Source organism: Pseudomonadota bacterium, assembly GCA_034660915.1.
Taxonomy (GTDB): domain Bacteria; phylum Desulfobacterota; class Anaeroferrophillalia; order Anaeroferrophillales; family Anaeroferrophillaceae; genus DQWO01.
The window spans coordinates 66,052-78,655 of the sequence record JAYEKE010000093.1 but is presented as its reverse complement, the minus strand read 5'-3'; the positions used below and the strand labels follow the sequence as shown (position 1 = coordinate 78,655).

At 47.7% G+C, this 12,604-nt stretch carries 9 protein-coding genes; 8 read left to right on the top strand and 1 reads right to left on the bottom strand.

What is annotated here, in order from left to right:
* The 7 genes from U9P07_05835 to U9P07_05805 form a co-directional block, all read left to right on the top strand.
* The coding region (locus U9P07_05835; protein ID MEA2108922.1) for a sugar phosphate isomerase/epimerase family protein at positions 1-708 on the top strand (708 nt) is incomplete at its 5' end.
* Positions 698-3,253, top strand: coding sequence for a TIGR03960 family B12-binding radical SAM protein (locus tag U9P07_05830; protein MEA2108921.1), 2,556 nt, complete (start codon positions 698-700; stop codon positions 3,251-3,253). The genes U9P07_05835 and U9P07_05830, both read left to right, overlap by 11 nt.
* On the top strand, positions 3,235-4,752 hold the full coding sequence (locus U9P07_05825) for an Rne/Rng family ribonuclease (protein ID MEA2108920.1): 1,518 nt from the start codon (positions 3,235-3,237) through the stop codon (positions 4,750-4,752). Before U9P07_05830 ends, U9P07_05825 begins: the two co-directional genes overlap by 19 nt.
* Before the next feature lie 15 nt (positions 4,753-4,767).
* On the top strand, positions 4,768-5,658 hold the full coding sequence (locus tag U9P07_05820; protein MEA2108919.1) for a helix-turn-helix transcriptional regulator: 891 nt from the start codon (positions 4,768-4,770) through the stop codon (positions 5,656-5,658).
* A gap of 428 nt (positions 5,659-6,086) precedes the next feature.
* Complete coding sequence (locus U9P07_05815; protein ID MEA2108918.1) at positions 6,087-7,316, top strand: 2-hydroxyacyl-CoA dehydratase family protein; 1,230 nt, start codon at positions 6,087-6,089, stop codon at positions 7,314-7,316.
* Positions 7,316-8,089: an acyl-CoA dehydratase activase gene (locus U9P07_05810; protein ID MEA2108917.1), complete on the top strand. Its 774-nt coding sequence runs from the start codon at positions 7,316-7,318 to the stop codon at positions 8,087-8,089. The genes U9P07_05815 and U9P07_05810 overlap by 1 nt, the downstream gene beginning before the upstream one ends.
* 365 nt (positions 8,090-8,454) lie before the next feature.
* Entirely contained in the window at positions 8,455-10,539 is a 2,085-nt protein-coding gene (locus U9P07_05805) for an acetate--CoA ligase family protein (GenBank protein ID MEA2108916.1), read from the top strand.
* A gap of 3 nt (positions 10,540-10,542) precedes the next feature.
* On the opposite strand, the gene U9P07_05800 is transcribed toward U9P07_05805, so the two are convergent.
* Positions 10,543-10,716, bottom strand: coding sequence for a hypothetical protein (locus U9P07_05800; GenBank protein MEA2108915.1), 174 nt, complete (start codon positions 10,714-10,716; stop codon positions 10,543-10,545).
* Positions 10,717-10,813: 97 nt separating this feature from the next.
* On the opposite strand from U9P07_05800, the gene U9P07_05795 reads away from it, so the two are divergent.
* On the top strand, positions 10,814-12,361 hold the full coding sequence (locus tag U9P07_05795) for an AMP-binding protein (protein MEA2108914.1): 1,548 nt from the start codon (positions 10,814-10,816) through the stop codon (positions 12,359-12,361).
* Positions 12,362-12,604: the final 243 nt, after the last annotated feature.

The window sequence follows — 12,604 nt, the reverse complement described above, 5'->3', positions numbered from 1 at the left end:
GGGGTCGGCCCGGAAATTTATACTCCTGCTCCTGACTTACAGCAATGTGATGATCTGTCGGTATTGATGCCCCTGGTTGAACGGATGCGGGATTTGCAGCTGCCCTGCACCATGCATGGGCCGTTTATTGACCTCTCACCGGGAGGATTTGATCCCCAGGTGGTGAATGCAACCAGGAAGAGATTTCAACAGGCACTGAAACTGGCGAAAGTATTACATCCCCGGGTTGTGGTTTTTCATTCCGGTTACGACCGCTGGAAATATGCGCTGAATATGTCCATGTGGCTTGAAAACAGCAGGCGTTTCTGGGAACCGCTGGTGGAAGAAGCGGAAAAGGCAGATACGTACATAGCGGTGGAAAATATTTTTGAAACCTCACCCATCGGTTTGAAAATGTTGATGGATGCAGTGGATTCTCCAAGATTTGGCTGTTGCTTTGATATTGGCCATTGGAATCTTTTTGGAACCGTGGACCTTAATGAGTGGCTGTCTTTATTGCGAGATCGTATTTTTTCCTTTCATCTCCATGACAATCGCGGCAGCTTTGATGATCACCTGGTGCCAGGCGATGGTTTGATTGACTTTGCCGCATTCAAAAGGGAAATTTCAACCTTGAAGATTGAACCCCGGGCTTATACCTTCGAACCCCATAATCCCGCGGATATCACCCGTGGGGTTGCCTGGTTCCGGGAATCCTATGGACTATAAACTTCTGGCCGGCGTTAACCGGCCGGGGCGCTACCTGAACCATGAAATAAACGCGGTTCATAAGGATAGACGACCTGAGCAGCTGCATCTTGCTCTTACTTTTCCCGATGTCTATGAAATCGGCATGTCCCACTACGGTTTTCTGCTGTTGTACCAGTTGCTGAACCGCCGGGATGATCTTTACTGTGAGAGGGTTTTTGCTCCCTGGGATGATTTTGCCGCCAACCTGAAAAAGTTTCGGACCCCGCTTTTTTCCCTTGAAAGTCAAACTCCTTTGGGTCAGTTTGATCTGGTTGGTTTTTCTCTCCAGTACGAGATGTCGTACACTAATGTTCTGGCCATGCTTGACCTGGCCGGAATTCCCCTGGCGGCAGAAGATCGTCCGGGTTTTCCTTTGATTATTGCCGGTGGTCCCAGCATGGTGAACCCGGAACCGGTAGCCCCTTTGTTTGATGCCATCCTGGTGGGTGATGGCGAGGAAGCTTTTCCGCAAATTGCCCAGGCAGTTCTGGCAGCAAAAAAGAGGCAGCTCGGCAAAAAGGATTTGCTGCATGAACTGTCCGGCATCGAAGGGGTGTATATTCCCGCCTTTTTTTCCATGACCTGGAAAAATGATCGCCTGGATAGCATAACGTCTCTGAAATCAGGCTATGATCAGGTGCGGCGGCGTATCTTCCGGGATATATCTCAGGAACCACTGCCGGTGTCTCCGCCGGTACCATTGATCAATGTCGTCCATGATCGATTGGCCCTGGAAATTTCCCGTGGCTGTACCCGTGGCTGCCGTTTTTGCCAGGCCGGGATGATTTATCGGCCGCTACGGGAACGAACCGTTAAAGAATTGCTGGCCGGAGCCAGAGATTGCCGGGAACAGACAGGTATTGATGATCTGTCGCTGCTTTCCTTGAGCGTTGGTGATTACAGCCAGCTTTTACCTTTGGTTAGCGGCTTGAAAGCTGAATTTGCCGGGGAGCCGGTAAACCTTTCGTTTCCTTCAGTGCGGGCTGGCTGTTTGACCGAAGAGTTGCTGCAGGCATTGAAGGGTGGCCGTCATGGTGGTTTTACCATTGCTCCTGAGGCCGGGACCCAGCGTCTTCGGGATGTGATTAACAAGGGTCTGACAGAAGAGGATATTCTGGAAACAGTGGAAGCTCTGTTTAATAATGGCTGGGATCTGCTGAAATTTTATTTTATGATTGGCCTGCCTACCGAAACAGATGAAGATTTGCAGGGGATTATTGATTTATGTCTCAAAGCCCTGGGGCGGGCAAAAAATAAACGGCAACGGATTACTATTTCCGTTTCCACCTTTGTGCCCAAATCACATACCCCGTTTCAGTGGGAGACGCAGATCAGCCTTGAAGAAACCAAACGCCGGCAGCAATTTCTTTTCAAGCGGATTAAATCTGTCTCCAGACGGCTGCAACTGAAATGGCATGATGGAAAGGTAAGCCAGCTGGAAGGGATATTCAGTCGCGGCGATCGACGCTTATGGCCGGTTTTATGTGCGGCCTATCGCAATGGATGCAGCTTTGATGCCTGGACTGACAAGTTTTTCTATGCCGGCTGGCAGCAGGCTTTTTCCCATTTTGGGATTGATCTGGAACAGCAGGTATCTCGTACTTTCACGATAGAGGATACTTTGCCATGGGGGCATATAAACGTTGGGGTTGATCCATCTTTTTTGTTGTCCGAACGAGAAAAGGCCCTTAGGCAGGAAACAACACCTGATTGTCGGACCAGTGGTTGTCAGGGATGTGGGGTGTGTCATGAATCGACCGGCATAAGTCTGAAAATTCAGCCTGATGCCGGACCCACAACAGTAACCAGTGCGGCCTTGCAGGAGAAACCAGCTTCAGGGGAAAGATGGAAGTATCTCTTGTCCTATCGACGCGGTGGCCGGTTGACCTTCCTCTCCCACCTGGAAATGGTGACCTTGTTCATCCGGGGATTACAGCGTTTGGGTGTTCCCCTGGCCTATTCCCAGGGATTTCATCCCCATCCCCGGCTGACCTTTGCTCATGCGTTGCCTCTGGGGTTGAGCAGTGAGGAGGAGTTCATGGAGTTTCTTGCTCTCAAACCGGTAACTTCAAGCAGCCTTTCATCGCAATGGGCATCTTACATGCCGGTGGGCCTGGAATTAATTAATTGTCAGGTCCTGCCGGCCGGGCTGCCGGCCATCAGTCAACGTTTGCAGTCCTGTCAGTATCAGGTTACGTTTGAGGATCCTGAACTGCGAGAACGGCTGCCGGAATTTCTTGCCCGGGGCCGGGAATCAACTTCACTGGTTTTTGTCCGGCGGAAAAAGGGGAAGAAAATTACCCTTGACTTTGCCCCGCATCTGCAGGCAGTTGAAATGTTGGATGCCGTTTCTCTGCTGGTGACCCTCAGGGTGGTGGACGGCAGGAACCCAAATATCTTTGATTTTGTTTCAGTCCTGCTGGGAAGTTGTGAGCGGGTGACTGATGGGTACACGGTGATAAAACGAAGAAGTTATCTCCTTGAACCTGACAATGAGGAGGTTGCATGTCAGCCGAACTGTTAATGAATGTCACGAAAACCGAAACCCGGGTGGCCTTGATGGAAAACAGGGTTTTGGCCGAGCTTTTCTATGAGCGTAGCCGGGACCTGGGAATTGTCGGCAATATTTATAAGGGAAAAGTGGTGAAGGTATTACCGGGGATGGATGCGGCATTTGTTGATATCGGCCTGGAGAAAGCCGCCTATCTCTATGTTTCAGATGTCTGTCAAAGCCATGAATCTTCTACCGTGTTTGCTGATCAGGAAGGAGAACTCTTGCCTTTTGGGGATGATTCTGCCGATGGGCGGATTGCTCCTGACCGCCAGATCGGCGATCTGCTGCAGGAAGGTCAGGATATTCTGGTACGGGTTTCCCGTGAGCCCATAAGTACCAAAGGTGCCCGTATTACCACTTACAGCTCCCTGGCCGGCAGGTACCTGGTTTTATTGCCAACGGTGAATAATGTCGGTATCTCCCGTAAAATTATTGATGAAGAAGAACGCCAGCGCCTCAAGGAACTGGTGATGTCCGTCAAGCCCGCGGATATGGGAGTGATTGTCAGAACTGCCAGCGAATGCAAAGATAAACAGGCCTTGATCCATGACCTGGATTTTTTGCTGAAGCTTTGGCGCAATATCCAGGTGAAGTATGAAAATAACCCGGCGCCGTCTCTCATTTATCAGGATTTAAGCTTGCCGCAGCGGCTTATCCGTGACCTCTATTCTGCCGATATTGACCGCCTGTTGATTGACTCGGAAAGTGAATATCAGCAGCTGAAAAATTTTGTTTCGACCTTCTTTCCCGGGATGGATTGTTCTCTTGAATTATATCGGGGAGTGCAGCCTTTATTCCAGGCTTATGATGTGGAAATGGAGGTCAATAAAGCCCTGGATAAGAAGGTCTGGCTGAAATCAGGAGGCTCGATCATTATTGAAACAACAGAGGCTCTGACGGCCATAGATGTCAATACCGGGCGCTATGTCGGTAAACGGAATCTGGAAGATACCATCCTGAAAACCAATCTCGAGGCAGCAAAGGAGATAGCCTTTCAACTCCGCCTGCGGAATATCGGCGGCATCATAATTATTGATTTTATTGACATGGAGGATAGAAAACATCGGGAACGGGTCTATGATGTTCTGGGAGAATCTCTGAAAAGGGATAAAGCCAAGGCTCATGTATTAAAAATTTCTGAATTGGGAATGGTGGAAATGACCCGTGAGCGCACCCGTGACAACTTGGTGCGGGTTCTTTGCGATGACTGTCCTTATTGTGATGGTCGGGGATTTATAAAATCTATAAATACGGTTACTTATGAAATTATTCGGGAAATAAAAAGCTATTCCTATGCAGAGGAAATCCTGGAGCTGGTGGTAAAGGTCAGCCCTGAGGTTGCAGATTATCTTTATGACATGGAAAGTCTTACCATGGATTCTCTGGAATATGAGCTGGAGAAAAAGATAACCATCAGAAAAGATGATCATTTACATCGCGATGAGTATGAAATTGTCGGTAAGCGCTGACCGGAACCTTTATAGATGAATGACAAGAAATTACTGACCACCAGGGAGGTGGCAGCTTTCCTGAAAATTAATGAAAAAAAGGTTTATCGGTTGATTCGGGAGGGCAGTATTCCCTGTACCCGGGTTGTTGGTAAATGGCTTTTCCCCCGTGAACAAATTAACCGCTGGCTGGAAGAACAGACAGCGCTGGCGAAAAATATCCTTTTGGCCGGTAGTGATGACCCCTTGCTCTTGAGCTTGATTGAAGAATTTAACCGGATTCATTTCCCCCGGCATCTTGTTTTTCATGCAGCTCTTGGGAGCAAACGGGGACTTCTTTCCCTGGCTGCCGGTAAATCCCAGATTGCCGGGGTACACCTTTTTCACCCACCCACCGGTGAATATAATCTTCCTTATGCAGCCGTCCATTTGCATGCCAAACCATACCTGGTGGTTAACCTGGCCTATCGCCGGCAGGGTTTGCTGGTGGCGAAAGATAATCCTTTGGGGATAGAGGGAATCAGTGATTTAGCCCGCCGGGATATTCTCTTTATCAACCGCAACGATGGTTCCGGAACCCGTTATATCCTTGATTATCAGTTGGTAAAAGAGGGGCTTTCACCATCTCAGGTAAATGGCTATCAACGTGAAAAGGTGACGCATATGGAAGTTGGCCTGACAATCCTGAGAAATGATGCCGATGTCGGGGTGGGAATTGAGTATGTGGCTGATCTGCTGGGTTTACATTTTATTCCCCTGGTTGAGGAAAGATTTGATCTGGTGACCTTAAAAGATGGCTTTGTTGCCCATCCGATCAAAGATTTCTTTTCTTTGCTTGAACCGGAAAAACTGACGCTGAGAACTGAGATGTTTCGCGGCTATAATTTTCGTCATTCAGGTGAAATAATTTATCCTGAGTCCTCATAAAATTCCCTTCCCCTTTCTCGCTGGCCTTTCGGTTAAAATTTACGGTTTTTGGTTTAATTTTTATCGCTCCTGATCTTGGTCGTAATCTGTCCTGATTATATCTCAGCCTCACGATTGTTTTTTCAGAGACATCTAATGATGTACGGTGTACGGTTTACGGTATAAGGAAAACACCTTGCACCAGCAATTCTAATTATGACTTTTGAGGCGATTCCAGTGACGTGTAACGTATCGAAATCACGTTGGCTGAAACTGTCAATTTTCAGTTCTGAACCCCATTAGGCTCCGTAATTAGAATTGCTAACCTTGCACCCTATACCTTACACCGTTTCCTTTACTATGGTATATATATTGCTTTTCCGAAGCCGATGTGGTTCGTTTAATGGATCGGCTATTTTAGAAATATATTCCCTAAAAGGAGATAATCAATGGCAGAAATAAGAAGGTTAAAAACCGCAAAATTAATGAAGAAAGTGATGGCAGATCACTTTTATGAGATAGATGCGGCAGTGAAGTCCGGGAATCCCAAAGTTGCCTGGTGTACCAGTGTCGGACCGGCGGAGTTGTTGCGGGCCATGGGTTTCCTCGTTTATTTCCCGGAGAATCATTCTGCTATTCTCGGGGCAACCAGGACGGCGACCGATTATATCCCAGTTGCTAATGCCGCCGGTTATTCTCCGGAAATCTGCTCCTACCTGACCGCAGATGTCGGCGCGTATTTGAAGGGTTTTACCCCCCTGACTAAAATTTATGGGATTGAGTCTATCCCTAAACCGGATGTGTTGGTTTATAATACCAATCAGTGTCGTGACGTTAAGGACTGGTTTGAGTGGTATGCCCGCCGCTGGGATGTTCCCTGCCTGGGGATTGAGAGTTATGTCAACGTTGGCGAAGTTACAAAAACCCACATACTGGGGATTTCCGGGCAGTTTAAAAAGCTGGCGGCTGATCTGACGGCGATCACCGGCAATAAACTGGATATGGATAAACTGGCGGAAACCGTCTGGATGTCCCGTAAATGTTCTGATCTCTGGAAAGAAGTTTTGGAAATGGCGAACAACAAGCCCAGCCCCCTGACCTTTTTTGATGGTACCATTCACATGGGGCCGGCGGTGGTGGCGCGTGGGACCCAGATAGCGATTGATTACTATGAAACTCTGCTGGAGGAATTGCGGGGCTGGGTAGATGAAGGAGTAGCCGCGGTTCCGGGTGAGAAATTCAGGATTTATTGGGAAGGGATGCCCATCTGGGGCAAGCTGCGGGAAAATGCTGAAATGTTTTTGCGCTTAAAAACCAATGTTATAGCTTCAACTTATTGTAATAGCTGGATTTTTACTGCTTTGGACGGAAATGATCCTTGGGATTCCATGGCCCGTGCTTATACCGAGCTGTTTATCGTTCGTGATGATGATTATAAAGAAGACTATTATATCAAGATGAAAGATATCTTCGATTTTGACGGCGTGATTTTTCATGATGCCAAGACCTGTCCTGCTAATACCAACTGCCGCTATGGTCTGCCCCAGCGGCTGCAGGAAAAAGCCGGTTTACCGTTCGTAACCATTGATGGCGATCTCAATGACCTGCGCTGTTATTCAGAAGAGCAGGCAATCACCAAGATTGAGGCTTTTATTGAACAGCTGGGTGAGCGGATATAATGGCTATGGGGCTTTTTGCTGGTGTTGATGTAGGCTCCACTACTACGAAGGTTGCCATTGTTGATTCATCAGGTAAGCTCTTGGCCGATGCGGTAGATAAAAGTGGTTTTGATTTTGCCGGGGCTGCAGAAAGCGTTTTCAGCCAGGTTCTTGGATCTCTTGGGGTTGAACGGCAGCAGGTCAAAAGAGTAGTTTCCACCGGTTATGGCCGGCGCAATGTGGCTTTTGCCGATGAAATGCGTACGGAGATTCTCTGCCATTCTGCCGGAGCTTATCATTATTACCCTGAAGCCCTGACCATCATCGATATCGGTGGGCAGGACAATAAGATTATTCGGGTGAACGCTGCCGGTGAGCGGGAAACCTTTTCCATGAATCGCAAATGTGCGGCCGGGACCGGGGCCTTTATTGAGGAAGTTTCCTATCGCCTGGGGCTTGAATTAAGCAGCCTCAATGGGATGGCGGAAAAGAGTGAAAATGAAGTTACTATTGGCTCTTTTTGTACCGTGTTCAGCTGCACCGAGATCCTTGGATTGCTGCGCCGCGGCGCCAAACCTGAAGATATTGTTAAGGGTGTGTTTCGTTCGGTGGTCAAGCGGGTGGTGGAAATGGATGCCATTGTCGGCAAAGTGGTGCTGACGGGGGGTGTTATTGCTCACAATCCGATCATTGCCCGAATGATGGCTGAAATGACCGAAAGCCAGGTGGTTATTGCCCCTCATCCTCAAACCATGGGTGCCTTTGGGGCTGCCCTGACAGCCAGGAATTTGTGATGGTTTTGTGAGAATTTCATATCTCACGATGTCGCGCTGAAACAGCACCCATTAGCGGCATTATAGTGATACCTGAATTAAGCGATTAGCTTTTAGCACTTAGCTATTAGCTCAATGATTACAAGATGTTTAATATTATACATGTTCATCCGATGGGTGTTGTTACTAATCAACGTAAAGTTCTGATTATTAAAGGCTAATTGCTAATTGCTAATTGCTAATTGCTAATTGCTAATTGCTAATTGCTAATTGCTAATTGCTAATTGCTAATCGCTAATCGCTAATCGCTCAGCTTAGGTGATAGTATCAGGATAGTTTTTTAAACAAAAATATAAAATAGAATGAGATAAAGGGGAGGATTGAAAATGTTGGATGCACTATTCAGGCCGAAATCGGTAGCGGTAATTGGCGCTTCAAACCGGGAATTGACCATTGGCTACCGGATTGTCCAGAATCTGGTGGACAGTGGCTATAAAGGTCCAATTTTCACCGTCAATCCGAAAGCCCCTTTTGTCAAAAATTTTGTTGCCTATAAAGATATTACCGAAGTGCCACTTGATGTTGATCTAGCGCACATTATTGTTAAGAATACCCGAGTTCTGGCTGAAATTGAGAAATGCGGCCAAAAAGGGGTCAAAGTGGTGATCGTTAACACTGCTGGTTTTCGTGAAATCGGGGCTAATGGTATTAAGCTCGAAGAGGAAATGCTGGTGATTGCCAGAAAATACGGGATCAGAGTTTTTGGTCCCAATTGCCAGGGAGTGATGAATTCCGATCCTGAAGTGCGGGCCTATTGTAATTTTACTTTTACGAAAATGGTTCCCGGGACTATTTCGGTGATGGCCCAGTCCGGCGGCGTGGGGGAAGTTATCAATAACCGTTTGTATGAAATGGGACTCGGTTTTCGGATGTATGCATCATATGGCAACCAGTCGGATATCAATGCCACTGAAATCCTTGAATATTGGGGCAATGACCCAGGAACCAAGGTTATTCTTCTCCACATTGAAACCCTGTCGGATGCCGCCGGTTTTGCCAGGGTTGCGGCTGAAATCACAAAAAACAAGCCCATTCTGGCAATGAAAACCGGGCGAACCAAGCTGGGGGCCAAAGCGGTATCTTCCCATACCGGTGGCATGATGGGGGTGGATACAACTACCAGCCTGTTGTTGGAAAAATGTGGAATCCTGACCTTTAACGATGAGGAAGAGCTGTGTCAGGCAGCCAGGGCCTTGTCGGCCCTGCCGGTGGCCACCGGCAACCGGCTGGCGATTATTACCAACACCGGCGGTCCGGGAATTATTGTTACCGATGAAATTATTGAGCGTGGTTGTGAAATGGCTGAACTATCTTCGGACAGTCAGGAGACTTTGCGCGAAAATCTTTACGCGGAGGCATCAATTGCCAATCCGGTGGATGTTCTGGCAACAGCTACTCCGGAACATTATCAGCTGGCAGCCGAAACTTTGATGAAAGACCCCAATGTTGATATCGTCTTTGTCAATTTTATCACCCCGTTTTTTGTTGATACGGAAGGAGTGGCCCGGGGATTGGTGGAAGTGGCAAAAAATGCCTCTAAACCGATGATTGTGGTGGCCATGACTGAAAAGGAAGGTTGGGCAACAACCCTGAAAATCTTTGCCGATGCCGGTATTCCAACCTTTGATATGCCTGAAGTTGGCGGCCGGGTGACTGCCTCGTTGGCCCGTTATGCCCAGTTGAAAGAGCGGCATGATTCTACTCCGGTGAGCTATGCCGATGTTGACCCGTCTGTGGCCATCCGGTTGATCGATAAGACCCGCTCTTCTGGCCGCCAGTTCATGTCCCAGTCAGATGCTTTCAGCCTTCTGGATGCTTATGGGTTGCCGGTTATCGCCAATGGTGAGGTGAGTGATATGTCCGGGGCACTGGCGGCGGCAGCGGAAATCGGTTATCCGGTAACCTTGAAAGTGGAATCGGAAGATGTGGTTCACAAGTCTGATGCAGGTGGCGTACTTTTAAATCTTGAAACTGACAAAGCAGTGGAAAAAGCTTTTGCTGAATTAAGTCGTACTTTTCCTTCCAGCCAGGTATTTATTCAGAAGTATCTTAATCCCGGGGTGGAGGTGATGCTTGGCGCCCACCGGGAAAATGCTGAACTTGGCCATGTGCTTGCTTTTGGATTGGGGGGGGTTTTTGTTGAAGTCCTTAAAGATGTGGTGTTTAAACTGAATCCTCTCTCCAAGGAGGATATTGCCGCCATGATCAGGGGAATTAAAGGGTATCCAATTCTGGCCGGTGTTCGTGGGCAGGAAGGCGTGGATCTGGAAAAGATAGAGGAGTTTATCGGGCGTCTCTCAATCCTGCTTGATAATCATCCGGAAATTGAGGAAATGGATCTGAACCCCATTTTTGTCTATCCCCGTGGCCAGGAGCCTGGTCTCGTGGATGTCAGAATTAAACTATCCTGAGTCTCAACTTTCTAACTTGTATTGCCAGGGATAGGGTATGCAGGATGTTCGGGCTTGGCTTATAGCGGTATTGGCCGCCTGGGTGGGGACAGTTTTTAAAACTGTCCCCCATTGTGATTCGCGGCGGACGCCTCGGAAGCCGGCCATGGACGGCCGGCGAGAATGAGCGAGAGCCATGCCGGAACATCCCGGGAAATTTTTTTCAGCTGTTTTAGAAGTAACTTAAGAAAGTTGAGCTGAGTGTAATAGTACTGAAAATAGTAGGAGACTTGTTATGGCATTATGGCTGAATCTGGGTGAAATTTTTCGGGTCAATGCAGTTAAATATCCGCAAAATATCGCCTTTTGTGATCAACACAGGCGTTTTACTTTTCCCCAATCTAATCAGCGGGTTAATCAGTTGGCGCATGCCATGCTGGCCATGGGACTGCAAAAAGGCGATACAGTTTCCTGTTTCCTGGAAAATTGCATTGAAATCTGTGAGTTGTACCTTGCCTGTGCTAAAATCGGGGTTGTTATAAATCCGATTAATTTTCGCCTGGTGGCTCCCGAAGTTGAATATATTGCCAATAATGCTGATGCCAAAGCGATTTTCGTCCATGATGAATTTGTGCCGGTGATTGAGCAGATTCACGATAAACTGACAAAAATCCAAAATTATATAGTTATTGGTTCGGCCCGGGATGGTTACCGGGAATATGAGGAATTGCTTGCGGCGCAGACAAAAGATGAGCCGCAAGCGTCAGTGAAACCGGCGGACCCATGGATATTATTGTATACTTCCGGGACTACCGGGCGTCCCAAAGGGGTGGTTCGCTCCCATGAATCCTATATTGCTTTTTACCTGATTAACGGCTGTGACTTTTTTTTCGGGCCAAAGGATATGGTTTTGACCTGTATGCCCCTTTGTCACGTCAATACAACTTTTTTCTCTTTTACGGTGACCTATCTGGGTGGCGGGAATTATATTCACCCAGCCCGCTCTTTCAGGCCGGCAGATATCCTCGAGGTCGTACAGCAACAGGAGATTACCTTTCTTTCGCTGATCCCGACCCATTACAATCTTATTTTCAGTTTGCCGGAAGAAAAACTGCAAGGTTATGATCTTTCTTCCATCAAGAAGTTGCTCTGTTCTTCGGCACCGGCCCGGATTGAACATAAAAAAGCAATACTTAAATTAATTCCGGGGGTTGAACTTTATGAAGGCTATGGCTCGACCGAGGCCGGGATTGTTGCTACCTTGATGCCTGAAGACCAGCTGACCAGGCCAGGGTCCATCGGCAAAGAGTCGGCAGGTACCGATCTGATAAAGATTCTGGATGAAGATGGGCATGAAGTGGCTCAGGGCGAAGTTGGTGAATTGTATTCACGTGGCCCCATGCTTCTGGACGGCTACTATAAGCTGCCAGAGGCAACGGCTGAAGCTTTTGTCGGGGAATATTTCAGTGCCGGGGACATGGCCCGCCGGGATGACGATGGTTATTATTATCTGGTTGATCGTAAGAAGAATATGATTATTACCGGCGGTGAAAATGTCTATCCTTCCGAGGTGGAAAACGTTCTGGCTGCCCATGAAGCTGTTTTTGACCTGGCGGTTATCGGTCTTCCTCATGAAAAATGGGGGGAACAGGTGACGGCGGTGATCATCCTTAAAGATGGGAAGAGTGCTACCGCTGAAGAATTGATGGCCATGACCAGGGTTCAGCTGGCACCATATAAGTGTCCGAAGAACATTATTTTTATCTCAGCGGATGAAATGCCACGCACCGGTACGGGAAAAATACTGCACCGGATTCTGCGTGAAAAATATGGTAAAAAATAATGCAATCAAGGTGAAAATGGTATAATAATCAGTTGAAATCTACCGCTGGGAGGCAGGGCAAATCTGGATCTCTTAGTGGTGGAAGCATTGCTTATGCTATATCCTGAATTGAGCGGCTAGCTATTAGCTTAATGATTTCAGGGGTTTTGCTATTGCATGCTGTCACCGGTTAAGTGCTGCGTCTCATTAACCTGAAACCTTAAATTTCCACAGCTAAACGCTAATTGCTAATCGCTAATCGCT